Raw genomic sequence first — 24,261 nt, forward strand, 5'->3', positions numbered from 1 at the left:
AGGTGCTCAATTTAATAAAGCCGCTTTAATAAAAGCGCTTTAATAAAATCAGGTTAATAAGGCCGACTTATCAAAACGTAGCGTCTGTGTTTTACACTCGCTCATACGCCTTTTTATTAAGCCTGTTTCTCAAGCGTAATGGCTAAGACTGAACGTCTTAAATGCCAGCTACCCCAGAGTCTATGGCAGCTTTTGATACTGCACTAGCAATGCGTTCGCACAAGCGGGGGTCCATGGGTTTAGGGATAATGTAGTCCTTTGAGAAACTAAGACTTTTGCTATTGCTCGCGGCAAGCACCTCAGCAGGTACTTCTTCTTTTGTTATGGCGCGCAGTGCCTCAACGGCAGCTACTTTCATTTCATCGTTTATAGCGCTTGCTCGTACGTCTAATGCGCCGCGGAAGATAAACGGGAAGCAAAGTACATTGTTTACCTGATTTGGGTAATCTGAGCGACCGGTTGCCATAATGAGATCATCTCGTACCGCATGAGCGAGGTCTGGCCTGATTTCAGGGTCTGGGTTAGAGCAAGCGAACACGATAGGGTTATCGGCCATAAGCGCCAATGTTTCCGGAGGAAGAAGGTCTGGGCCAGACACGCCCACAAATATATCAGCACCGTCCATGACGTCTTCTAGGGTTCGCTTGTCGGTGTTGTTAGCAAATAACGATTTATGTTCTGTTAAGTCTTCGCGACGAGTGTGTATCACTCCTTTTCTGTCGAGCATGTAAATACGCTCGCGCTGTGCACCGCATTTTATTAGCAACTCCATACAGGCCACGGCAGCGGCTCCCGCTCCTAGACAGACAATTTTGGCATTTTCGATATTTTTGCCCTGAATTTCTAGCGCGTTAAGCATTCCGGCTGCGGTGACAATTGCGGTGCCGTGTTGGTCATCGTGAAAGACGGGGATTTTACAGCGCTTAATAAGCTCTTGCTCTATTTCAAAGCACTCTGGCGCTTTGATATCTTCAAGATTGATACCGCCGAACGTATCAGCAATATTCGCTACCGTATTGATAAACTCTTCGGTAGTTCTGTGCTTCACTTCAATATCAATAGCGTCGATACCAGCAAAACGCTTAAACAGCAGCGCTTTACCTTCCATTACCGGTTTTGAGGCTAGTGGACCCAGATTACCTAAGCCTAAAATAGCAGTACCATTACTGATAACCGCCACCAAATTGCCTTTAGCCGTATACTTGTATGCGTTGTCTGGATCTTCAGCTATTTCTCTTACTGGCTCGGCAACGCCTGGGCTGTAAGCAAGCGCTAAATCATCAACGCTGTCTGCGGGTGTCGATAGCTCAACGCTTATTTTTCCTGGCGTAGGCTTGGCGTGATAATCGAGAGCGCGTTGTCTAAAATCTGACATGTGAAATAGATTCCTTGAGTGTAGGGTTCATGGATATTGCTATATGTTTAAAGGGTAGCGCCTACTGGCCATTTTTTTAAAGGCTAGCTGCATCAAATCCGGACTGTTATCCGTGTTATTTATCTGTGTTATTCTTGCTTGAGCGCACGTGGTAACACTAACACAGGCCATGGTGGTCTACATATCTGATCAGAGTTACTAGGGCGTGCTCTATTGTGCTACTTAATTACGCTAATGGGTCATAATTAATGTAGGTGAGAGAAACTCGTTAGACCAGTAAAAGCAGACTATGTTTGTCATTCATACATATTATGTTTATTTTTTATCTCATATTTCTTCTGTATTTGTACGGTCTTTCAAATAATGAGTCAAAATTAAAATAGCGAGTCAACAAGACCGGCGAAAAGGCGCTTGGCATAGAGCGACCTGGCATTGAATTACCTGACAGTAAGCTACCTGATTGAGAGCCTTCTGATACAGAGAAAACTGTTGAAGAGTTATATACATAGAAACTAGGTATTTAGACGCTAGCTCTTTAAAAGCGACGTTTCAAATAGCTATCCAGTAAAGAGAAAAGCCCTAGCAAATATAAATTCTAATGCTTAAGCTTCGGGCTAGCGGCTTTAATGAATAAAAATGGTGAATGTGAAAATATGACAGAACGTCGATTAATCAGCGAGCTTACTGAGGTTTGCGAGGGGCTAAAAAAACAAGACAATGGCTTTGTTTGGCTCACTCATTTAGGGCACTGGCGCAACCCAGAGATTGTGGCCGTGTTTGACACCGAAATAAATCGCAACCGCGCGCTTGAACAAAACTGGGAGGCGACATTTATAACGCAGGTAGAGATAGCGCTGGAAGGAATTAAGTCTAAGCCTGTATCTGTGCGTTTTGATAGTGAGGAGGCGTGCGCAAAACAAAGCCAGGGAAATTGGGATACGCATTTCGCTAAAAACGTCACTCATTAGGTCTTCATATCTGAGATCTATCAACGCACTGCCAGCGCTCTCTTGTGCTCGCGCACAATTCAGTGTTTTCTAGTGCTCGCGCACAATTCAGTGTTTTCTAGTGCTCGCGCACAATTCAGTGTTTTCTAGTGCTCGCGCACAGTGTTTTCTAGTGCTCGCGCACTATGATACCTGTTCTCTTTGTCGCTCAATGGCGGTTCTATCTTCTGTTTATGCAGAAGCCCATGGAGCTGGTCATTCAAAAGCTATCTAAAAAGCAGGCAATAAAAAAGCGCCCTAAGGCGCTTTTCCAACTCAATACTTAAAAAAGTACGAAGTTTATTTCTTGCTAAGAGCACCGAAACGCTTCTTGAAGCGATCAACACGACCACCAGTATCAACGTTACGTTGTTTACCAGTGTAGAATGGGTGGCAAGAAGAACATACGTCTAGGTTGATGTCTTTACCCATTGTAGAGCGGATTTTCATTACGTTTCCGCAAGAGCATGTTGCTGTCATTTCAGCGTATTCTGGGTGGATACCTTGTTTCATGGGATTACCTCACAATAAGGCCGTATCGCTATTCAGCCCGAAGCCAAACACCATACGTAACTTAATATTCAAATGATGAGCGGTTCTTAGAACAACCCATCGCAAAAGAGCGGCGGATAATAAAGGAAGCTGCGCCAGCGATCAAGCGCTTTATGAGTTTAAAATATCCGTACTCTTTGTTGTGTCACCTTGATATAGAGCCACTGCACCTGCGGTAACACGCCGCGATTACGAACATTTTAAATCTCGCTGAGTGGGTAATTATCTATGCGGACTGGTATTGTGTAACCAAAGCAAAAAATAGGGTCAAAAAATAGGGTTAGTAAGGTAATCTAAAACTATTTGAGATGGTTTTATGGCAGCGATGAAATCTGTGTTTAAATATCCCATATCTTAACTCTCACGCTAATCGTGAGTATTCATTCTTGTTAACTGTGCTCGTTATATTAGCTCGTCGTATAAGCTCGTCATATTAACGGTTAGCTATCGGGCCTAATAAACAACGAAGACAGTAGCTTTAGAGGTGCGTTCTACCATGGCTTATATTTGTGTTGCGGTGCCAGTGCCTCTGCGACAGTTGTTTACTTATACTTATCATTGCGATTTAGCCGCAGGCGTGAGAGTGCGCGTGCCCTTTGGCCCAAGAAAGCTGGTGGGTATTGTTGTTGACGAGCCAAACAAAGACGCTCCTGAGATAGAGAATGCCGATAAGTTAAAGGCCATAGAGACGGTACTTGATGAAGCTCCCGTCATAGATGCAGTGCTTTTGAAAATGGCACAGTGGCTGTGGCAATATTATCATCATGCACCCGGTGAAGTGCTTCACACCATGCTTCCTGTTTTATTGAGAAAGGGTGAAACAGCGCAAGTATTGCCAGAAGAAAGAATACGGCTGACTGAAACGGGGGAACACACTTCATCTGATGAACTAACACGGGCACCAAAACAAAAAGCATTTTTTGAGGCGCTACAAAAATCCAGTTTGTCAGCGCAGCAAAGTCGAAAGTTATTTGGTGCGCCAGCGGTTAAATCCCTTATAGATAAGTCACTTGCCGAAGTGGTTGATGTAGTGCCTGAAGTGCGAGAGCAAGAATGGCTATCGACCATAACCATTGATGAAAAGCCCATTCCCGATACCGAGCAGTCTGTTGCCATTGCAGCGCTTAATCAGCAGCAGGGTAAATTTGCCGTCAGTTTGCTTGAAGGCGTGACGGGAAGCGGAAAAACCGAGGTCTACTTACAGGCCATCGAGCCTTTATTACAAGCCGGTAAACAAATACTTATACTTGTCCCCGAAATTGGATTGACTCCACAAACCGTGTCTCGCTTTGAGAAGCGTTTCAGTATCGATGTTGGGGTATTGCACTCCCAGCTTTCTGATAAAGCTCGGCTGCGGGTATGGCAGCGGGCAAAATCTGGTGAGTTAGGCATCGTTATTGGAACCCGTTCAGCAATTTTTACTCCTCTTGCTAACCCAGGGATGATCATTGTAGATGAAGAGCATGATGAGTCGTTTAAGCAGCAAGATGGGCTTCGCTATCACGCCCGCGACTTGGCGGCGATGAGAGCGAAACAACACAGTATTCCTTTACTGTTAGGTAGTGCAACCCCCGCTTTAGAAAGCCTTAATAACGCTTTAGGTGGGCGGTACGCCCATTTACACCTTACCCGCCGAGCAGGTGGTGCACAGAATACCCACCAGCATCTTCTAGATGCGCGAGATCAACCTCTGCATTACGGTATATCACAAGCGCTGTTAACCATCATGCGCCAGCATATTAATGCGGGAAACCAAGTGCTGGTATTTGTGAATCGTCGCGGATATGCGCCTGCGTTATTGTGCCACCACTGTGGTGAAACGGTAACCTGCAAGCGATGTGACAGACCTTACACCGTGCATAAGTCGCAAAATCGGTTGCAGTGTCACCACTGCGCCGGCACCAGGGCAATGCCAAGGCAATGTGAAGCTTGTCACAGCGCGTCCCTCGTTACCGCAGGTACCGGCACAGAGCAAGTGGAAGACGGGCTAGCCTCTTTGTTTCCAGATGTTAAGCAGGTGCGTATTGATAGCGATACGGTGCGAGGAAAGGATAAACTTCATCAAACCTTAGATGCCATTAATCGCCAGGAGTATCAATTACTTGTTGGCACTCAGATATTGTCGAAAGGGCATCACTTTCCTCACGTTACGCTTGTGGCCGTGCTTGATTGCGATGGTGCCTTGTTTAGCGCCGATTTTAGAGCGCCTGAAAAGTTAGCACAGCTAGTCACTCAGCTTGCAGGGCGTGCAGGAAGAGCCAGCAAGCCCGGCGAAATGTGGTTACAAACTCACAACCCCCACCATCCGCTGTTACAAGATTTAGTGAATAACGGCTATGGCCATTTTGCCCGCCATGCATTAATGGAGCGAAAGGCGGCAGGGCTACCTCCTTATATCAGTCAATTTGTGGTGCGCTGTGAAGCTGCTGACAGTGCGTTGGCGTTTGCCTTTTTAAGTGGAAGCCGCAGTGTGTTTGCGGCGAGCAACAATGACATAGAAATGAGTGGCCCTTTTCCATCGTTAATAGAAAAACGACAGGGGCGCTTTCGGTTTATGTTGATATGCAGCCACAACAAGCGGGCTCCACTTCATAGCGTATTACGCCAGTCACTGCCGTTTTTGCAGGCACTGCCTCAGGCGACAAAAGTGCGATGGTCGGTGGATATTGACCCAACAGATTTCAGTTAGCTTGTTAGCGAGCAATACGTTAAAATTCGCATTACAGTACATATCATCACAGTACATATCATCAAAGTACATAGCATTAAATGCCAAATTTGGTGTTTTAGCGACAACATGTAGGAATATTGCCAACTATGGCTCAACGCGATTACGTCTCCCGTGGACGCTCACAAAAAAATAAAAAAACGCCCAAGAAAGCGCCAGGCAATGCCAATAGTCGTGCCAATAGCCATGCGAGCAGCCGACAGTCGAGTGCGCCAAGCTTACATACGCTTCCGGTTTTTAGGATTGCGATAATTATTGCCCTTGTCCTCGGCTTTGGTGTGTTTTTATGGTCAATTAAAGATAACGTTGAAGATGATGTGGATACCCAAGCTGCCCGTCCTGTCGCACCAACAGAAGAAGCCTTACCCAAATTACCCGAAGAAGAATGGGAGTACATTAAAACCCTGCCTGGCTATGAGGTAGAGGTGGATGTGCAGGCTCAAGAAAAGTCCGATAAGCGCTATCTTATGCAGTGCGCGTCGTTTAGAACCCGTGCCCAAGCGGAAGAAATGAAAGCGAAAATCGCATTTCAAGGTTTAGAGGCGCTCATCCGTCAAAGTACGGGAAGTAACGGAGACTGGTTCCGCGTTATTTTAGGTCCGTTTGAGTCTAAACGAGATGCAGAAAAAGCGAAGCACAGCCTTCGCAAAGTCAACATTGCCACCTGTCAGATTTGGTATTGGAACTTATAATAGATAAATCAGGTAAGCGTACAAACCCTCCAGCCCCTTGAAATTATAAACCGTCCCCCCACTTAAGGTTTATAGAATTGATAAGTTGCTGCCGCTCAGGTTCTATCTAAGCGGCATCAACTCCCAGCCAAAACGGGGAATTAACGTGACAACGATTGTATCTGTACGACGTGGAAATCAAGTGGTAATGGCCGGTGATGGTCAGGTATCACTAGGAAATACTGTGATGAAAGGCAATGCTCGTAAAGTGCGCCGCTTGTATCACGACAAAATATTAGCTGGGTTCGCTGGTGGTACCGCCGATGCATTTACCCTGTTTGAACGTTTTGAATCTAAGTTAGAGGCGCATCAGGGCCATTTAACAAAGGCGGCCGTTGAGCTGGCCAAAGATTGGCGAACCGACAGGGCGCTTCGAAAGCTTGAAGCACTGCTCGCCGTGGCCGATGAGACCGCATCGTTTATTATCACTGGTAACGGCGACGTCGTTCAGCCAGAAAACGATCTTATTGCGATAGGCTCTGGTGGCAACTTCGCCCAAGCTGCGGCAACGGCGATGTTAGAAAATACCGAATTAAGTGCTAAAGACATCGCTGAAAAGTCATTGACCATTGCGGGCGATATTTGCGTATTCACTAACCATAGCCAAACGGTAGATGTTCTAGACTACTAAGTTAATAGCGTACTAATTTATCAGCATAGTAGTGCACTAGACTGGCAGTAACGAAGCTGTTGCTACTTTTTAACTGCGCGAACCGATACGTCGGTGTTTTCATAGCGCGCAGACCGAGCATGTTTTATAAAAGGGTTTATTCATGTCTGAAATGACACCAAGAGAAATTGTCCACGAGCTAGATCGTCATATTATCGGTCAACAAGATGCCAAGCGTGCTGTATCTATTGCGCTTCGCAACCGCTGGCGCAGAATGCAGCTAGAGCCTGAGCTGCGTCAAGAAGTGACACCTAAAAATATTCTTATGATTGGGCCAACGGGCGTGGGTAAAACCGAAATCGCTCGCCGTCTGGCCAAACTTGCCAACGCACCTTTTATTAAGGTAGAGGCGACAAAGTTCACCGAAGTGGGTTATGTGGGTAAGGAAGTCGAAACCATTATTCGCGACCTTGCCGATATTGCCGTGAAGATGACGAAAGAAAACGAAATGAAGAAAGTGAAATTCCGCGCTGAAGAAGCCGCTGAAGATCGCATTCTCGATGCGTTGTTACCACCGCCAGAAGACGCATGGGGTAACAAGGAAGAAGTAGAAGACCGCGGCACACGTCAGGCATTTCGTAAAAAGCTTCGTCAGGGTGAGCTAGATGACAAAGAGATAGAAATTGACGTTGCGCTTCCACAGGTAGGTGTAGAGATAATGGCGCCTCCTGGTATGGAAGAAATGACAAACCAGCTTCAAGGTATGTTCCAAAACCTGTCTGGTTCGCAAAAGAAAAAGAAAAAGCTGAAAATTAAAGACGCGTTTAAATTGCTGATTGAAGAAGAGGCGGCGCGCTTAGTTAATCAAGAAGACTTAAAGGAAAAAGCCATTGAGTCGGTAGAGCAGCACGGTATTGTGTTCGTTGATGAAATTGACAAAATTTGTAAGCGCGAAGGCAATAATTCTGGCGACGTGTCGCGAGAAGGTGTACAGCGCGACTTGCTGCCTCTCGTTGAAGGCTCCACGGTATCAACCAAGCACGGTATGGTAAAAACGGACCACATCTTGTTTATTACCTCTGGTGCATTCCAAATGAGTAAGCCCTCGGATCTTATTCCTGAGCTTCAAGGCCGTTTGCCCATTCGCGTTGAATTATCGGCACTGAAAGTGGGTGACTTCAAACGGATTCTTACCGAGCCAAGTGCGTCGCTTACTCAGCAGTATATTGCATTAATGAAAACTGAGGGGGTAACTGTAACCTTCGACGATTCAGGTATTCAGCGTATTGCAGAAGCGGCGTGGCAGGTCAATGAACGCACCGAGAACATAGGCGCTCGTCGTCTTCATACCGTGCTAGAGCGTTTAATGGAAGATATCTCCTATGATGCATCGGAGAAAAGCGGCGAATCATTTGTGATTGATGCCGATTACGTTAATAGCCACCTAGAAACATTGGTAGATAACGAAGATCTTTCACGCTTTATTTTGTAATTAAAGCATAGGCTTGCCAATAGGCCTAACGAGAAATTTAACAAAAAACCCAGCTGCTAGCAGCTGGGTTTTTTTATTGGGTCTTTGACTATTACAGACTAAACACATGCCTGCGCACGGGTATAGGCTACTGCAATGTCAGCAATCTACATAGTTAACAAATTTAACAGTCTACCTGTGATGTCTAAGCCAGTGTCACGCTCTACTTTTAGGTAAAAAGGGCTTGGGTTCGCTTCTAAGAAAAAGTAAGTGTCTTTGTTGGTCTTGCGCCAATCAATAGCGCACCAGTACATGCCAAGTGCTTTGCATATTCTTACCGCTAAGCGTTTGATGTGTTGGGGTATCACTGTAATTACCGGCGTTGCACCATCGTCGTTTCTGTAATCTAACTCATCTGAGTCGATACGCACACTTACCACTTCATTACCTAATACGTAGCTTCGAATATTCGTACCGCTGATATATTTTTGAAAAGTAACCGGGCGCTGCGATAGCAAGGTTGTCAGTAACGGCCGAAGATGTTCTGTTTTATTGACAAACTGAGCTACTTTGCCGCCTCGCACCGGTTTGTAAACGACCTCCTGCAAATTACTGCAAAACTGCGCAGCAGCCTCAGGCGCGTTGCCCACGAAAGAGTAGGGGATATTGGCTCCTTGCTGCGACGCAATACTCAACTGCATGGGTTTGCATTGATGCGAGCGAACGGCGTCTATAGAGTTTACCCATCTGGTGCCATGGTAGGTAAACCAGCATAAAAGTGTGCTCGACAACTCTTGTTCAATCCACATGGCTTGTGCAGCTGTTTGTTGCAGATTTTTAGGTGCTGAGGAAGAACTCGGGTCCGCTGTCATGGTCTTTGTAGGAATGTACTGGTGCCAGTACACCGCCTTTATCTCTGAAAACATCACCCTTTGTTTGGGCATAAGCTGAGGGGGTGCAAAATGCAGATAGCCTTCGTTGCAATCGGGGTCAAAACTAATGGTCCATTGGCTGCCAAAATAGGCAGTATTAGCAATGAAATAGGGTGTGTTTTGTTGGGTAAGCGCATTCGCCAAATGAATGAGCTGCGGGTCGTTCTCGTCGCCAATAAGTCCAATGTACATGCGATTTCCTTTTTGCATGAAAAATGTAAAAGCGCTGAAAAATATCACGTGCATCACGCCCTTTTTCGCGTCGATACCTGCGTAAACTCATGCATTAAAGAGCGGCATTTAAGTGAAACATTTAACTGCAGCAATCAAGTGTAGCAAATGGCTGCATAATTCAGCGCATTGGTTGCTGCCTAGCTGCGCTTACAACAACTTGAACGCAGTTAGGCAGATATTACGTAGGGTTAGGCAAGTATATCCGGTAAGGTGCCGCCGCCTTCACCAATAGCCATGGTGATATAAACCGGCTCCTTATAAATCGGCAGACTGGGTAAACTAAAGGTGGGTGGTTTTACACCTTCACCTTGATATGTCCGGCCGCCTGATACAACAAATAGTTGCTCTTCTGCTAGTGTTACGGCTTGTTGTTGGTCTTTCATTGGTTACGCTCCTTGTATTAGCGTGGTTTAAAATGAGGTCGTCGCGCTAGTGCGAGACAACTTCGCGGTAAAGAGTTCTGAAGCAGCCAGCGATAAGTGCAGTCCGACTGGTGATATTGAGCTTTTTATAAATATTGGCGCAGTGAAATTTCACCGTCCGCTCACTGATAAACAGCTGATCTGCAATCAGTTTGTTCGAGCACCCCCCCATTATTTTGTGAACAACCTGAAGCTCTCGTTTTGACAAACATTTTATAGGGATAAGTGTGCCGCTTGACGTAATGCCCTGGGCCTCAACCTGCATTCGCTCAGATTCGGTCATTAGGACGTTGCTTTCTCTTACTTCATGTATTTTCATCGGTGTTCTCCATGGGGTTTTCTATAGGCTTTGTTTCTTCAGTTGAGGGTGGTAAAAGCTGTAAACCGGTATGTGTTAATCGGTAAACGGTATCTGCAATGGCGATAGATTGAGGGCGATGTGCAACCATAATACGAGTGATATTCAGCGCGCTAAGATGGCGATTAATGCTTTCCTCGTTTGCCATATCGAGATGGCTACTTGCTTCATCTAAAAATAAAATGTCTGGGCATTGGTAAAGGGCTCGAGCTAGCAATAGGCGCTGTTTTTGTCCGCCGCTTAAGCTACTCCCCATATCTCCCACCAATGAGTGATATTGCATAGGCATCGACGCTATTTCATCGTGAATACAGGCTAGCTGAGCGGCGTGAATAACCTGCTCTAAACAGGGCGTTTCTGAAAAGCAGCTGATGTTATCGGCAATGCTGCCATTTAAAAGGGTGTCCTCTTGTAACACAGAGGCTATCTTGCACTTTGCATGCTGCGTATTGTGATGCTGGTGGCTAACACTACCTCCAGAGGGTGCGTATAGCCCCATAAGGCATTTGATAAGCGTGCTTTTTCCGCTGCCACTGTCTCCGGTAATGGCAATAATGTCGCCGCGGTGCACCGCTAAATTGATGTGTTTGAAAACAGGCTCACTTGCTTCGCTGTACTGAAAACTCAGTTTTTTCGCCAGTAGCGCCGTGCTGTGACTCTTTGTGCTAGTCGGACTGTCTAAAGAAATGCTCGCGCATCTCGATGTTTCAGCCTGCGCTGTTTCTATACCGCTGGCTTTTATACCACTGGCTTTGGGGTTATCGAGTGCTTCACGTTTTTGAGGTTGGTGGCTCTGAGGATAAAGCTCTGCTGAAGCCCCAAGGGAGTGAGGGGCTGGTTTGGTCAGCACAATATCGCCCAAGCGAGTAAAGTGAACGCTCAGCATCTTAAATTCAATAATGCTATTGATGACGCCATCTACGGCGCTGGTAAAGCGAACTTTGTAGGCAATAAAAGCCAATAGCATTCCAATGCTCATGGTGCTGTCTAACACAAGCAGAGCGCCGGCATAAATAACCGCAAGATTCTCAAGGCCAAACATGGTTTTGTTCACTGCATCATTGCCAATGTTCAGCTTGCCCAGACTAATATCTTTATTTAACGTGGCGACAAGCTTATTTTGCCAATGACTGTGGCGCTGCACTTCTTGGTTATATACCCGAATGGGTAGGATACCGCGCATACTTTCAATGAAATGACTTTGCTCCGTTGCCGCTAAGCCAATTCTTTCTGTTGTTAACCGTTTCATAAACGAAAGCACGGCGAGGCGACAGGCCACATACAGCGCCATTACTCCAACAACTAACGCGGTGAGCTGTATGGAATACACCGCCATCACCACCAGTGTGATAACGGCTAATAAACCATCGAGCAGAGCGGTAACAACCCCAGTAGTTAGAAATTCTCTTATCTGTCCTAGTGAGCTAAATCGAGAGACAACATCTCCCACATGGCGTTTGGCAAAATAGTCTAAAGGCAGTGAGAGGAGGTGTTTAAATACGGAAGCGGAGAGCTGTAGCTGCAAGCGCATAGACACAGATAATACGAGTAGTTTGCGCAATACATAAGTGAATATCTCAATAAGTAGCAACAAGGCAAAGCCAAGGGCTAGCGCATTAAGAAGCGCATCATTACTGTAAACAAGCACATCGTCTACTACCGTTTGCATGTAGTACGGACTGGCCAGTACAAAAAGCTGCAGTAAAATGGACAGCGCAATAAGCGTAACGAGATTGCGCTTGAAACCAATAGCGTTGACGAAAAAGTCTTTGAGTGTGAGCGTAGGCGCGGTACTCACTGGCGCAAAGCTGTCAGTAGGAGAGACTTCAAGGGCTATGCCCGTTATTGACTTAGAGGCCTCGCTGAGCGTCAAAGTACGCTTTCCCTGTGCGGGGTCGTTGATAGTGACTCTGTTATTATCAACGTGGGTTAACACAACGAAATGTTTCATCTCCCAGTGCAAAATGGCGGGGCAAGTTAACTGGCGCAAATGGTCTATTTCGATTTTTAGCGCACGGCACTGCAGGCCAACATGTTGACCAATACTCATTACATCAAGTAGTGTGCACCCGCGCATCGATACTGACATGGATTGACGAAGATGGTTGAGGTCTCGCTTGTCACCGTAAAACTGTGCAATCATATTCATGCAGGCCAACCCACATTCTGCCGCTTCACTTTGCAAAATAAGCGGTACTCTGGTTTTTTGGAAAAACGAGATATTGAGTGGTGTCCTTGCTTGCGTGAACATGCTCATAGCCTCCCTGAAAGGCTATAAAGCGGCTCTAACAACCACTCTATGAGCGTGCGCTGACTTAGCTCAATATCGGCAGAAAATGTCATTCCTGCTTTTAATTGAATATGTTCACCATAGGCCACAAGCGTTTCGTTAATAAGCTCGGCAGTCACCAAATAAGCAGGCTCGTTTGCAATGACCGGGGCGTCGTTTAATTCGCCAGGTAAGATTAAGGTTTTCGAGATACGAAGAATATGACCCGACTGCATACCAAACTTTTGATAGGGAAACGCATCGTAACGAATGTTGAGTGCTTGTCCTTCGTCGATAAATCCAGCTGAGTGAACGGGAATTAACATATGGGCCTGCATGGAAGAAGATTTAGGCACTAAAGTGAGCAATAAATTATTACTTTTTATATCGTAGCCGGATTTGATATGCAGGCCCGATACAATCCCTCCTTGAGGCGCATAAATAGTTTCTTCATTAGTGTTGTGATGAGCCACTATCTGTTGATTCAAATCGCTGAGCGCATTTTGATAATTCGCTAGTTCATTTTTCTGCTGCATGGGCAGAGATGCTCGCTCCTGAGTCAGCGATGAAATCTTGTTGTTCGCAGTATTTTGGTTTTGAAGGGCACGCTTTAGCTGCTCTTCGCTGGCGAGCTTTCTTAAGTTTTGTTCTTGATAAGCAATGTGACTAACGTGCCCATCGTGATAAAGGGATTGAGTGTTCTCAAAATGAGTCAGCGTAACGTCGTACTGTGAGCGTGTTATTCTCGTGATGTCCCTAAGTTCTACTTGCTCTTTTTTTGCATGGGTAATTGACACATCGAGCTTATGCAAGGCATTGCTATGAAGGGTGTGTAAGCGCTCGATAATTTCTTGTGTTCTTTTTCGCTTTTCTTCTAATTCCCTTAGAAGCCTTTCGCTCACCGGAGACCCGAACGCATTTTTATTGCTGTAACTCACCCTTAAAAGCGGTGCACCGCGCTCAACATACTGGCCTTCTTTAACGAAAATATCTGCTACCTGTCCTCCGCGTGGGTCGGCGTAGAGTTTGTATACACCACCATGGGGCTCTAACCACCCCTGGACAGAGGCCTTTCTGGCGTAGCTGCTTTGCATCAGAAAAACAATAACCACCATTAACCAAATGACTAATACTGCGGCAATAACCATGAAAGCTGGTTTTGGTGTCATCAATAAACGACCGGTAATGGCCGTCGATTGATGAGCAATTGCTTCCTTTCGGAATAATCCCTTTCTCATTACTGCTCCTTTTTCCCTACGCTGAGGTGTATCAAACAGGGCCTATTCCGTGTGATTAGCTAACCGAATATGCCTTGGTAAAAAAGGTATCTGGCTGTCTCTTCCTTGCAGACGGTTTATCCCTGGCATCCCATTCCATGACGCCTCCCTTATTGCTGCCAGATACCTTCTAGTCATCGTTGTTGCGACGACACATAAACTTTAGGTGATTGATTAGTGGTGTGTAATTTGGCGAAAGCCCAGGACTATGAAGGTCAATAAAAACGGGTGTTTGGCTCATTTTTGAAAAACGAGGCGCAAAAATAGATAAGAAAATTTGTAAAAAGCAGCAAAGATTGACCTACATTAAATAACAAGTAGTCATAGATCTGTATAAAGAATGTGCTATAAAAACATCAGGGATCTGCAGTAACCTAAGCAGTGGCTTAGAAAGTGTCCTAATAAGATGAAAAAGAAAAAATAGAAAACAAATGCCAATGAAATAAATAAGAAATAGAAAACGTATACGCTAATAAGGAAGTCTCATGTTTGTGCCCAGCATATTATTAAAACAACTCTACACACGCGCCAGCCTCTCAAAAACAAGCACGGGGTTATCGTTCTCGCTTAAAAACAGATTAAAAGACGCAACCATTGAAAAGCTGCATTGGGTTTCTTTGGATGGAGAGAAAATTCCAGAAGATAAAATTTCACTTCAACTTACTCACGATACGTTTTTACCTGCAGCTGAACTTAATCAATCTGACGGTAGGCCCTTCGCGCTTAGACAAACCATCACGCTACATTTAGATATCGAAAAAGACGCGTGCCCGGAAAAGCGAAAGCTTGGGATCTGCTTTTCTGCATCTCCGTTTGGAAAGTTGAAGTTTGAGGTAGAGGACAATATTACGTTAGCTGGGCAACGCAGTGCACATATACCGCGAGATGATTTAGACGATTATGGCGAGTCTATTATTAAAACTCGTCAGCAATACTTTGAAAGCGCCACCGGTAATAAGGTCAATCATGTAGGGAAGTATTCTATCGACCCCAATGATTTGAAAGGCAACATCGAACACTTTATTGGCGTAGCTCAGGTGCCAATTGGTATTGCAGGCCCTGTAAAAATAAATGGCGAGCACGCAAAAGGTGAGTTTGTTGTGCCTTTAGCAACCACAGAAGGTACCTTGGTGGCATCGTATAATCGAGGTATGAAGTTGTTAAACATGAGCGGCGGCGTAACTGCTACCGTTGTTGACGATGCCATGCAGCGGGCGCCTGTGTTTATATTTGAAAATGCCCGAGGTGCAAGAGACTTTGTGAAATGGGTACAGGAAAATATTGAAAAAATACGTGAAGAAGCTGAGGCCACGTCCAGTATTGCTAAGCTGACTTATATCGACCACTTTCTGTCTAATAAATTTGCCTTCCTTCGCTTTAACTACCGTACGGGCGATGCAGCCGGCCAAAACATGGTGGGTAGAGCCACATTTGCTGCCTGCGGGTGGATACTGGACCACTATGAAGGTATTGAGAATTTCTATTTGGAATCGAATTTCGCTACCGATAAAAAAGCGTCACAAATTAATATTATGCGTACCCGCGGTAAGCGCGTAACTGCAGAGGCCACCATTAAGCGTGAGCATTTGCTAGAGGTGATGCGGGTTGACCCTAAACAAATTGATTATCATGGACGAGTGGCGGGTGTAGGCTCATTCTTATCTGGCGTAAACAATACTGGCCTGCATTCACCAAACGGTATCACTGCAATGTTCATCGCCACGGGGCAAGACGTGGCAAACGTGTCCGAGTCATCAGCGGCAATTATGTACTCAGAATTAACCGAGGAAGGAGACTTGTATGTCTCTATTACCATACCGTCGTTAATCGTGGCTACCTATGGGGGCGGTACCGGTATTGGTACCCAAAGAGAGTGTTTAGAGCTGCTTGATTGCTATGGCCGCGACCGCGTGTATAAATTCGCTGAAATCATTGCATCGGTAGTACTGGCTGGAGAGATATCGTTGGCCTCAGCCATAAGCTCGTCTGACTGGGTGTCTTCTCACGAGCAGTATGGACGTAATAGATAACTACAGTCCTTATAGAAAACGTGCGGTTGTGGCATGCTTTAAAGCACTATTTAGGCATGCTTAAAGCCCGCTTACTCATTAGATGAGAGAGTCGCGTTTAACAAACGCGATTCTCTTCACCCTTACTCACGTTTTAGTATTTACTTGCTCAGCGAATACTGCCCAGATCAAACCCGCTTAGCGATCATATTCCGATAAAATGGCGGCATACATCGCTACCGCATCCCACAAATTCTGCAACCGAAGGTTTTCATTGCGACCATGCTGGTTATTATCATGGTTAGCGATGGGCAGAATAATAATGGGCATATCAAGCGCCTGCTCAAATAAATATATGGGTAAACTGCCGCCGAGAGTTGGCGTTAGGATTGTTGGCTGTTCGTCCATACTATTCATGATAGCTGCTAATTTTTTTGCTTGTGGACTATCTATTTTTGAGCGAAAGGCAGGGTAGGCACCAGCGCGCCAATCTAACATCACCACCTTATTGTTTTCCCGGCGTAATGTAACGCTAGGCGGTTCATGCACAATGGTGTAACCCTGATTTTTGATGTGTGCTTCCATTTTCTTGCGCAAGAATGCTGGCGTTTGGTCTGCAGCTAATCGCATGTTAATAGATGCCGTGGCTTCTGACTGTATTATATTGCGCGCCTGATTACCTACGCCACCGGCTTGCAGTCCTTTAACGATAATGGCTGGATTAAGCACGCCTTCCTCTACTCGTACTGTTTTACCCAAGCTTTCAGCAATGGCTAAGTCGTATTTAAGCTGCTCATCCACTGCAGGAATGTTGGCGATTGCCTGTCGCTCCACTTCACTGATAGGACGCACTTCATCGTTATAGCCATCGATTAAAATAGTGCCCTGTTCGTCGGTCATTGAGGTGAGCAGGCGCATTAATCCATCGGTAGGGTTTGGAGAGAAATTACCGTAATGGCCGCTATGCAGTGGGCTTAATGCACCATAAGTGGTGATATCCACGGTCATGCTGCCGCGCATACCAAATACTAACTGCTTATTTCTGCTTGGGTGCATTGGACCGTCGCAAAATAGCATGAGGTCGGCAGTTATCTTGTCTCCATGTTCTTGTAAAATAGCCTCTAATGTTGGACTACCCACTTCTTCTTCACCGTCTAAAATAAGTTTTATATTTACGCTAGGCGCTACGTTGTGGGCTTCCATAGCGTCTAGTGCTGCCATTAGCGCAATGACAGGGGCTTTGTCATCGCCAGCTGAGCGAGCCGCCAGTCGCCATTCTGGGTTTAGTGGCGATTTGCCGTCCCAATCAACGGGTTTACCACCACGCTCGATGGGCTTATCAATCAACGTAGGTGTAAAAGGCGGTGTTGCCCAGTTAGCCGGCTCCACTGGCTGTCCATCAAAATGGGCGTAAATTAGGATAGTCTTGGTCGCTCCCGGCACGCTTTTTTCTGCCAAAATATAAGGTGCACGACCAGCCGATACGACTTCAGAGGTAAACCCTCTTTGCGCAATATAGTTGGTTATCCACTTGGCGTTAACCAGCATGTCCTGTGTGTTAGCACTCACATTGGGAAGGGTTAAAAGAGACGTAAAATCTTGCAATATTTGTTGTTGGTTTTCTTGAGTGTAATTTTTGATTTCACTGAGATTTTTCAGCCGAGAACTATCAGCGATTGATGGCAAAGTGAATAACAAAAAAACCAATAGTAAGGAGTATTTAAGGCCGCGCATACATTACCTTTAAATGGCAAACGAGTGGTTTAAAAGTAAGGCATTAGCTTGGCATAAGCAATTTTCTTTAACGTGGATGAAGAGGGCTTGCTTCCTAACCTAGAGAAAATATGCTGATTTACTTTTTCTCTATAGCAGTAGCAGCAAGTTGGTTAGTTGAAACTTGAAGTTGAGTTAAGATGGTTCATTAAAAATACTGACCTACAAACGCACCGCGGTTTCGCTTAGCAACGGCTTGCATAAAAGCGCCAAAGCGCTGGGCGTTGCCACTACCGCGGCTAAAACCTACCCCATGGATACGTATGATTGGCTTACCATCCACACCAGCATTTGCCTGCGTTATTTGGGTTACCGTTCGGTCAAAATTGCTTAGCTGATAGTCATCACCAAATACATAAAGACTCACTTTCCCTTTTGTGTTTTTGTAGAGCTTTATTGCTTTTAAAATACCAGCTTCAGGTTGGCTCGCACCACCTTTAAAGCTTTGCATTTGGTTCATGGCTGTTTTTCTGAGCGTTGGTCTGTCGTCCAGCCATTGCCCAGCCTTACTTGAAAACATAAAGCCACCGTCGGCCGACATAATTTGAAAGCCTTTCATTTTTGGGTGGTTTTGCAGAATATCGTTAACAATGGTGATCACTCTATTCCAGCTACTTCCATTAGACATGGAGCCTGAGTTATCGATAGCAAAAATGACATATTCTGCGTCTGTGGGTATACCGCCTACATCATCATCGGGAGTATCTGTTGAATTAGGCGCATTTAACATGGCGGTGGCTTGGCGAATTTCAGCTCTCAGTGATGATGCCTTGTCTTGTAGCTGCGTGATTGTTTGCTGGGCACGAGGTATGGAGGAGTTTAAGTTTTTTTGCTTATCGGTTACCGAGGCCGTTTTGCTTTGAGCCGATTTAAGTTCTTGCTGTTTATCTGAAAGTGCACCTTTCAGCGTTTCCACACTTACCTGTGCTTGCAAAACCTGGTCAATGAGAATACTTACGTTACTAGGACCTCGCTCGGTATCTTCAGTGCCATTTTTTGCAAGCAACACCAGCATAATTACCGCGCCGAAGGCACAGGAGATAATATCTAAAAACGCAATGTTGAAGACTTCTACGGGAGCTCGCTGAATTTTCCGCATTACGGCCACTCCGGTGCTGGTGAAAGAAATGTGCCGCTTGTCACTCGGGTCCATTCCCAATACATAGGTGTGGCAAAAGGGTCGCCCTCAATGGGCAATAGAATAACGTTGTAATGTACCCCTTTCTTCGCGCGCTTTACGGTTTCTACAAACAGTGCTTTTCTACAGTCAGACGAGATGGATTTTTTACTACTAATAAAGTTTCTGCAGCTCAGTGGTAAACCATCACCTAGTGTTGGTAGTCCGTCTGTCACAATGTAAACATCGGTTATGTTTGAATTAGCGTCAAACAATACTTTAAGCCCTTCTTGGAGATTTGTTCCTCCACTTGGTACCACTGCACCTAAATCTTTAACAATTGCATTCATAGAGCCACTGACTTTTGCACTAATGATTTTCCTGATCCCCAGTGTTTCAGCTGTATCAGAAAAGGTTACAACAGAAAGCCTTGATGTTTGAGGTACTCTTGCAAGCATCCACTGTGCCACTCGTTTTGTACGCACCCATTTGGGCGTAGACACTTTTTGGCCATCGCTTAACGCCAGTTTGCTCAACACATCAAGCAGGTTATCTCCCATCATTGACGCGCTTTTATCAACTAATATACCTATATCTGAACCTTCTATCTTAAGACCCGTTATATAGTTCTGTTCGCCGGTGCCCTGCATTTGAATATTGGCCGATTTTTCCACTTCTTTAGATAGCGCAGCCAGCTGATTTTCAAGATCGGCCACTACAGCCATTTCGGTAGACATATCTTGTAACAGCTTGGACTGATCTTGCGTGCTATCTTTTTGGGCTTGTTCAACATCGTCCTGCTTGGCCGATTCAAGGGCTATTTTATCGTTCACTTCATCTATTGATTTTTTAAGCTGCTGCTGCTCGGTCTGTGCTGCCGCTAATTCTTGTTCCAGCTTTTCCTTTTCATCAGTAGGAGTGGGAGTGAACGCGTTAAAATCGACCAAAATGAATATAAGGATGACGGCGCCTAACCCGCATGCCATGACATCGAGAAAGGCAAGATTAAATCCGTCTACGGGTTTACGGGTTTTTGGCATGCTTACGTTGCTCTATTAGTTATGTAAATGTGAGAGCAAGTGACGTTCACATGATGCCTGAGTGCGGATCACCATAGTATCTTGGCGACCGTTCAGCAGATGCATTAGCAGCATTAAGATAAGGGAGATAAACAGGGCAACGAGCGTAGAGTTAAATGCCACACCAAGCGAGGCGGTCATTCCAGCAATATCGCCCTCAAGAGCAGCATCAGCTTGAGCAAGGGCTGCGCCTATACCGCGCACAGTACCCACAAAGCCAATAGAGGGAATCGCCCAAATGATGTATCGAATAACGTTATTACCACTTTCTAGTTGTGCGGCAATGTTATCAATGGATGAATGAATAGCATCGGCAGCATGCTGAACATTCTTTGTGTTTTTATAACGTCGAATGCAGTTTATCCAAGTGCTATAAGCGGGAGTGTCACTATAGGAGGAAGAAGATAGTTCGTTAATTGCCTCATCAATAGCTAACGGTGTATCTTTATTGTGTTCTGGCAGCAGATCGCGAGAATAAATTTCTTCTTCATCAAGCAACTTCCAAAGTTTGTATACCATCAAAAAAATACAAAATAGCATTAAGGAAATACACACTTGCTGCTCAATATCTTTCAAAATAACCCAGATAGATGAAAGCGAGGCTGTGCCTGTGCTTGCAATGACCTTTTCCGCTGCCGGCCTAATAACACCGGCAAATAGAAAGTGAACAATGGCGAAAATAAGCAGGAAAACGCCGCCGCTAAAGAGAAAGCTTGGATTCATTGATAACGCATTATTTTTATTCATAGTAAATCCTTGGCGCTAAATGTTTGTTGGAAAGTCTTGGGGAGCGTCTAACGACACTAAGTATGCGCTTGCTGTTCCGGCAACGATCAAAAGAATGGCCGCAATGATAAATTTTTTCTTCATATTAGTTTTCATACCTTGCTATGCGAAAACCAATGTCGTCTTGTGGGCTAGTTTCGCCACTTCTCACACTGGCTCTTATATTTTTTAGTCTGCCTATTTTGAACGAGGCCCCTTTGACAACGTGCTTACTGCCATTCGTTGGGCCCAAGTAATCCACTGCCGTGCCACTAGTTTGAGGGGGTGTTACAGAATACACATCATGCACCCACTCACGAACATTGCCGTCTAAATCAAAAAAGCCACCGCGCTCAGCATCAAACGAACCCACTGGCGCTGCATTGGCAAATCCATCGTCGTAATCTTTAAAAATAAAGGTTTGCTTGCCCTTTAACGAGGCATCGGCAAAGTTGCCTTGTTTGTCTCGTATTCGTTGCTGATTTCCCCATACAAAGGTAGTGGGGGAGGCCCTTCGATTCAGTTTGGCGATAAACTCCCACTCGGCTTCTGTGGGTAGTCGGTAGCCTTTCGCGTTAGCGTTAATGCCCACAACGCGCTTGCCCTGCATCACATAAAAAGGTGCAAGCCCCTCTTTTTCGCTTAGCCAATTAGTAAAGGCTGCCGCATTTTCCCATGAAATATTAGCCACAGGCTGCTTGCTGTTTTTTGCCTGTCCTTGGCCTTTATTTTGACCGCTAAAAGCAGCGTATTGCCCTTGAGTAATTTCGTGCCGCGATACCCAAACTTGTCGTGAGAAATCCACGTTAAGCTGATGCTCATTTCGCTTTCGGTTTTGTTCATTAGGTGGCGAGCCCATTGTAAACTCCTTAGGTGACACCAGCGCCAGCTGAATGCCTAATGAAGATACAAATAAAGGCGTGCCGTCGCGGCGTCTGGCATCAAACTCTGTCAGCATTTCTGCGTTTACGGTGGTGAGCTTGTTATGAGTAGGCGTTATGCTTTTTTCTACCGTTCTGTAGCCACTTCGCTGAAAAGATACCCGCGCTGGAAGGGTTTGAAGCTGAAGGCGCAAGGGGGTTTCACCTTTTTTTACGCCATCAATAACTACCTGAGAGGTAAGCGATGAGGTGAGACTGACGTCGCCCATTTCTCGTGCTAACTCAAAGCGAATGTTTCTTTGTTCCCCAGGGGTGAGCGTTACACGCTCACGTTGTGGCACAAAACCAGGCTTTTCATACGTTATTAAGTGGGTAACGTCAGCGTTTACGCTAGCATTCGACTTTGCTGGCTTGCCATTGATGCTAATAATGCCTCCAGACGGCGCTACGTCAATGGCAAGCCGTGCCTGCAATAGTTGAAGGTTGTAATCTCGACGGGGTGATAGACGTTGGTTGCTAACCTCAATAGCATCGTGCAACGGCTCAAATCCATCCTTTGTTAAGGACACGTCGTAGCGGCCGCCAGACTTAGCGATTGTTAAAGGGGTATTGCCCACTGTCTCACCGTTTATTGAGACCGCTGCGCCACTAGGAACCGAGTTTATGATTATGCTACCTTCAACCGGCTCTAGCGTTAATTCCTTTTCAATAACCTCAGCTTTGTCTGCAGTGACGCTCAGTAGAGCTTTACTGAAGAAAGGATGAACCGCAGATATATCGTATTGCCCTTCCGATAATTCGGTTTTTAAGATACTCGCGACCGCTATTTTTTCGCCGTTAATATACCAACTGATATCTGATAACTCGGGCTCAGTGGAAATAGTTAATGTGGCAGGTAGCGGCACTAGCTCTACCTCGATGGTGCTGGGCGATTGACTGTTAACAGTAAGTTCGGTTGGCATAAACTTAGGTGCCGATACCGAAACATCTGCAGAACTTCCAATCACGTAAAGTTTGTCGCTAATAAAAAAAGCATTGCCGCTAAGCACAGAAAACTGAGGCGCTTTTGCAGCATCCTCAGGATAAACAGCAAAGGCATACCCTTTAGTTAAAAATAGCCAACTAAAATAGATAGCTATAATAATCGACAGCCCAATAAGAGAAAAAATCGCTGCACTTTTTCGGCGTCGTTTTCCCTTAGCAATGGCTTCATCAATGCTACTCAAAATGGTTTCCTTATACTTTTTCTGTGCAAGTGATATGTATAGATAAATCTGTAGTCAACGGTGTGACCTGAATATTTTCGATAACAGAGCGGTATCCTTCACGGCTTCCTTCTAGGCGGTATGTACCGGGCTTAAGCTGGATAGTTTTAGTTTTCACTTCGCCCACTATGCCAACGCCTAATACTTTTATGTAGGTATCGTTATCTGAGGTGATAGTCACGTCCCGTGGTGTATTCACGTCGTCTATAGTTTTTTTGAATGTGTCTGCTTGTGCTCGTAGCTTTTCACTCTGACTAAAATAAGGCTCTGCATTTTTTAACGCCAGCATGGCAGCCTGTTTTATATTGCTATCTGCTAAGCGCTCAGGTCGTTGTTGAAAGTTTGCGATTTGTCGACGACTTTCAATAATTGCTTTTGCATTTTTATCAGCCTTTAAAAGTGAGGTGCTGGTGGGAAATTGAGTTAAACCTTTAGCAGCAAGTAGCGATACGGTCTCCCACTCATCTGCGCTTATAAAAATAGCCACTTGCTCCTCAACCTTATTAAGGTTTTCACCAGCAATAAGTGTTTTGAGTCGCTGGGAAATAACTCTCACTTCTTCGCTGTTTGCCTTAATGGCAGCAGCTTCGGTTAATACCCGATTAGCAACGCCATAATTTTTATCTTCTATGGCTCTATTTGCTTGTGCTAACAAAGAGGCAAACTGGCTATCCGTCTGCTGCTTATTCAGTGCCGCAAGCGCCTGTGAGGCGTCCTCTCTGAGTGGATCGAGCTTTACGATGGTAGTGTAGGCTTGTTGTTGCTTTGTAATATTGTTTTCAATTTTACCTATTCGAGCTTGTTCGTAGGCATCCTGCACTTGCTCAAATACGTCTATGCGCTGCTGAAGGGTATTAGCTAACGCGTATTGCGGGTTTACGGATAACGACTCTCGATTTAAATTAAACGCAGTGCCGTTGTCGTTTTGATTAAACGCGGCCAGTGCCTTTTCATAAGGTTGGGTATAGGCTAATTCAAACGCGTTTAGCAAAGCACTACTGTCATCATTTATCTCATTGATGCGCTGTTCCACACTGGCATAGTTAGACGCAGCATACGCATTAAAAGCGTCGTCGAGCTTATTCTCTATAGTCGTTGCCGCCTCACGAAAGCGCTCTGAATGACTAACGCGAGCAGACATTGCTTCTATCTGCTCTTTGGTTTTGCTCAATGCAACTTGTAAGGCTTTTCGCTGCGCTTCGCTAAACACTTGTTGGCTTGCTTCGATAGAAGAGGGGGATGATGTAATGTCATTTTCATTACGAGGGTCATGTTCTTCGGTTGATGTCACCGGTAGCATGGAAACGAGAAACCCACCCACAGCGATAACAACAATTAATACTAACGTGCCAAGCAAAGACTTTTTAATTATCGCTTTCTTCTTTGCTCGACTTTCTTCTATCGCTTTTTCAACGCTTTGCATAGGC

The 24,261-nt window shown here is 45.3% G+C and carries 19 protein-coding genes; 6 read left to right on the plus strand and 13 right to left on the minus strand.

Annotated elements, in window-relative coordinates; all coding sequences use genetic code 11:
* Nucleotides 1–157 precede the first annotated feature (157 nt).
* Complete coding sequence (locus tag AC27HD_RS15265) at nucleotides 158–1,375, minus strand: malic enzyme-like NAD(P)-binding protein (protein ID WP_032094947.1); 1,218 nt, start codon at nucleotides 1,373–1,375, stop codon at nucleotides 158–160.
* Between the two features lie 653 nt (nucleotides 1,376–2,028).
* On the opposite strand from AC27HD_RS15265, the gene AC27HD_RS15270 reads away from it, so the two are divergent.
* On the plus strand, nucleotides 2,029–2,343 hold the full coding sequence (locus AC27HD_RS15270; protein ID WP_032094998.1) for a hypothetical protein: 315 nt from the start codon (nucleotides 2,029–2,031) through the stop codon (nucleotides 2,341–2,343).
* A 318-nt stretch (nucleotides 2,344–2,661) separates the two neighbouring features.
* Here the strand turns inward: AC27HD_RS15270 and rpmE are convergent, their stop codons facing one another.
* Nucleotides 2,662–2,874: a 50S ribosomal protein L31 gene (gene rpmE, locus AC27HD_RS15275; protein ID WP_032094946.1), complete on the minus strand. Its 213-nt coding sequence runs from the start codon at nucleotides 2,872–2,874 to the stop codon at nucleotides 2,662–2,664.
* 535 nt (nucleotides 2,875–3,409) lie between these two features.
* Between rpmE and priA the strand changes: the two genes are divergently transcribed.
* From priA to hslU, 4 genes are all read left to right on the plus strand, one after another.
* Nucleotides 3,410–5,602, plus strand: a complete 2,193-nt coding sequence (priA, locus tag AC27HD_RS15280; RefSeq protein WP_487106895.1) for a primosomal protein N' — start codon at nucleotides 3,410–3,412, stop codon at nucleotides 5,600–5,602.
* 128 nt (nucleotides 5,603–5,730) lie between these two features.
* Nucleotides 5,731–6,333 (plus strand): SPOR domain-containing protein, encoded by a 603-nt coding sequence (locus AC27HD_RS15285; RefSeq protein ID WP_032094944.1) that lies wholly within the window; start codon nucleotides 5,731–5,733, stop codon nucleotides 6,331–6,333.
* 145 nt (nucleotides 6,334–6,478) lie between these two features.
* Nucleotides 6,479–7,003 (plus strand): ATP-dependent protease subunit HslV, encoded by a 525-nt coding sequence (gene hslV / locus AC27HD_RS15290; RefSeq protein WP_032094943.1) that lies wholly within the window; start codon nucleotides 6,479–6,481, stop codon nucleotides 7,001–7,003.
* A 142-nt stretch (nucleotides 7,004–7,145) separates the two neighbouring features.
* Entirely contained in the window at nucleotides 7,146–8,474 is a 1,329-nt protein-coding gene (hslU, locus tag AC27HD_RS15295; protein ID WP_032094942.1) for an ATP-dependent protease ATPase subunit HslU, read from the plus strand.
* Between the two features lie 146 nt (nucleotides 8,475–8,620).
* Here the strand turns inward: hslU and AC27HD_RS15300 are convergent, their stop codons facing one another.
* From AC27HD_RS15300 to AC27HD_RS15320, 5 genes are all read right to left on the minus strand, one after another.
* A complete protein-coding gene (locus tag AC27HD_RS15300; RefSeq protein WP_487106898.1) occupies nucleotides 8,621–9,577 on the minus strand; it encodes an ATP-grasp domain-containing protein in 957 nt (318 codons plus the stop codon).
* Between the two features lie 230 nt (nucleotides 9,578–9,807).
* Nucleotides 9,808–10,002, minus strand: a complete 195-nt coding sequence (locus AC27HD_RS15305; RefSeq protein ID WP_032094941.1) for a hypothetical protein — start codon at nucleotides 10,000–10,002, stop codon at nucleotides 9,808–9,810.
* Nucleotides 10,003–10,048: 46 nt separating this feature from the next.
* The gene (locus tag AC27HD_RS15310; protein WP_032094940.1) at nucleotides 10,049–10,360 is read right to left on the minus strand and encodes a helix-turn-helix domain-containing protein; all 312 of its coding nucleotides are present in this window, start codon (nucleotides 10,358–10,360) and stop codon (nucleotides 10,049–10,051) included.
* Nucleotides 10,347–12,656: a peptidase domain-containing ABC transporter gene (locus tag AC27HD_RS15315; protein ID WP_487106901.1), complete on the minus strand. Its 2,310-nt coding sequence runs from the start codon at nucleotides 12,654–12,656 to the stop codon at nucleotides 10,347–10,349. Before AC27HD_RS15315 ends, AC27HD_RS15310 begins: the two co-directional genes overlap by 14 nt.
* Nucleotides 12,653–13,906, minus strand: a complete 1,254-nt coding sequence (locus AC27HD_RS15320) for an HlyD family secretion protein (RefSeq protein WP_487106903.1) — start codon at nucleotides 13,904–13,906, stop codon at nucleotides 12,653–12,655. The genes AC27HD_RS15315 and AC27HD_RS15320 overlap by 4 nt, the downstream gene beginning before the upstream one ends.
* Before the next feature lie 524 nt (nucleotides 13,907–14,430).
* Between AC27HD_RS15320 and AC27HD_RS15325 the strand changes: the two genes are divergently transcribed.
* Complete coding sequence (locus tag AC27HD_RS15325) at nucleotides 14,431–15,975, plus strand: hydroxymethylglutaryl-CoA reductase (protein ID WP_349378306.1); 1,545 nt, start codon at nucleotides 14,431–14,433, stop codon at nucleotides 15,973–15,975.
* 177 nt (nucleotides 15,976–16,152) lie between these two features.
* Here AC27HD_RS15325 and AC27HD_RS15330 read toward each other — a convergent pair whose 3' ends face one another.
* The 6 genes from AC27HD_RS15330 to AC27HD_RS15355 form a co-directional block, all read right to left on the minus strand.
* Nucleotides 16,153–17,559 carry a M20/M25/M40 family metallo-hydrolase gene (locus AC27HD_RS15330; protein ID WP_487106905.1) on the minus strand — a complete coding sequence of 469 codons (1,407 nt, stop codon included), beginning with the start codon at nucleotides 17,557–17,559 and terminating at the stop codon, nucleotides 16,153–16,155.
* Nucleotides 17,560–17,875: 316 nt separating this feature from the next.
* Nucleotides 17,876–18,826 (minus strand): VWA domain-containing protein, encoded by a 951-nt coding sequence (locus tag AC27HD_RS15335; protein ID WP_487106907.1) that lies wholly within the window; start codon nucleotides 18,824–18,826, stop codon nucleotides 17,876–17,878.
* Entirely contained in the window at nucleotides 18,826–19,884 is a 1,059-nt protein-coding gene (locus AC27HD_RS15340) for a vWA domain-containing protein (protein ID WP_487106909.1), read from the minus strand. The genes AC27HD_RS15335 and AC27HD_RS15340 overlap by 1 nt, the downstream gene beginning before the upstream one ends.
* 15 nt (nucleotides 19,885–19,899) lie before the next feature.
* Nucleotides 19,900–20,670: a MotA/TolQ/ExbB proton channel family protein gene (locus tag AC27HD_RS15345; protein WP_487106911.1), complete on the minus strand. Its 771-nt coding sequence runs from the start codon at nucleotides 20,668–20,670 to the stop codon at nucleotides 19,900–19,902.
* Nucleotides 20,671–20,794: 124 nt separating this feature from the next.
* Nucleotides 20,795–22,795 carry a PEGA domain-containing protein gene (locus tag AC27HD_RS15350; protein ID WP_487106913.1) on the minus strand — a complete coding sequence of 667 codons (2,001 nt, stop codon included), beginning with the start codon at nucleotides 22,793–22,795 and terminating at the stop codon, nucleotides 20,795–20,797.
* A gap of 10 nt (nucleotides 22,796–22,805) precedes the next feature.
* Nucleotides 22,806–24,257, minus strand: a complete 1,452-nt coding sequence (locus AC27HD_RS15355) for a hypothetical protein (protein ID WP_487106915.1) — start codon at nucleotides 24,255–24,257, stop codon at nucleotides 22,806–22,808.
* Nucleotides 24,258–24,261: the final 4 nt, after the last annotated feature.

The sequence above is a fragment of the Alteromonas sp. 4NS20-0143 genome, assembly GCF_057542855.1.

Excerpts from the sequence above, each read along its gene's own strand:
- priA (WP_487106895.1), top strand. The coding sequence starts at position 3,410 with ATGGCTTATATTTGTGTTGCGGTGCCAGTGCCTCTGCGACAGTTGTTT.
- AC27HD_RS15315 (WP_487106901.1), bottom strand. The coding sequence starts at position 12,656 with ATGAGCATGTTCACGCAAGCAAGGACACCACTCAATATCTCGTTTTTC.
- AC27HD_RS15335 (WP_487106907.1), bottom strand. The coding sequence starts at position 18,826 with ATGCGGAAAATTCAGCGAGCTCCCGTAGAAGTCTTCAACATTGCGTTT.
- AC27HD_RS15300 (WP_487106898.1), bottom strand. The coding sequence starts at position 9,577 with ATGTACATTGGACTTATTGGCGACGAGAACGACCCGCAGCTCATTCAT.
- AC27HD_RS15310 (WP_032094940.1), bottom strand. The coding sequence starts at position 10,360 with ATGAAAATACATGAAGTAAGAGAAAGCAACGTCCTAATGACCGAATCT.
- AC27HD_RS15265 (WP_032094947.1), bottom strand. The coding sequence starts at position 1,375 with ATGTCAGATTTTAGACAACGCGCTCTCGATTATCACGCCAAGCCTACG.
- AC27HD_RS15285 (WP_032094944.1), top strand. The coding sequence starts at position 5,731 with ATGGCTCAACGCGATTACGTCTCCCGTGGACGCTCACAAAAAAATAAA.
- AC27HD_RS15345 (WP_487106911.1), bottom strand. The coding sequence starts at position 20,670 with ATGAATAAAAATAATGCGTTATCAATGAATCCAAGCTTTCTCTTTAGC.
- AC27HD_RS15270 (WP_032094998.1), top strand. The coding sequence starts at position 2,029 with ATGACAGAACGTCGATTAATCAGCGAGCTTACTGAGGTTTGCGAGGGG.
- AC27HD_RS15355 (WP_487106915.1), bottom strand. The coding sequence starts at position 24,257 with ATGCAAAGCGTTGAAAAAGCGATAGAAGAAAGTCGAGCAAAGAAGAAA.
- hslU (WP_032094942.1), top strand. The coding sequence starts at position 7,146 with ATGTCTGAAATGACACCAAGAGAAATTGTCCACGAGCTAGATCGTCAT.
- AC27HD_RS15305 (WP_032094941.1), bottom strand. The coding sequence starts at position 10,002 with ATGAAAGACCAACAACAAGCCGTAACACTAGCAGAAGAGCAACTATTT.
- AC27HD_RS15325 (WP_349378306.1), top strand. The coding sequence starts at position 14,431 with ATGTTTGTGCCCAGCATATTATTAAAACAACTCTACACACGCGCCAGC.
- AC27HD_RS15340 (WP_487106909.1), bottom strand. The coding sequence starts at position 19,884 with ATGCCAAAAACCCGTAAACCCGTAGACGGATTTAATCTTGCCTTTCTC.
- rpmE (WP_032094946.1), bottom strand. The coding sequence starts at position 2,874 with ATGAAACAAGGTATCCACCCAGAATACGCTGAAATGACAGCAACATGC.
- AC27HD_RS15320 (WP_487106903.1), bottom strand. The coding sequence starts at position 13,906 with ATGAGAAAGGGATTATTCCGAAAGGAAGCAATTGCTCATCAATCGACG.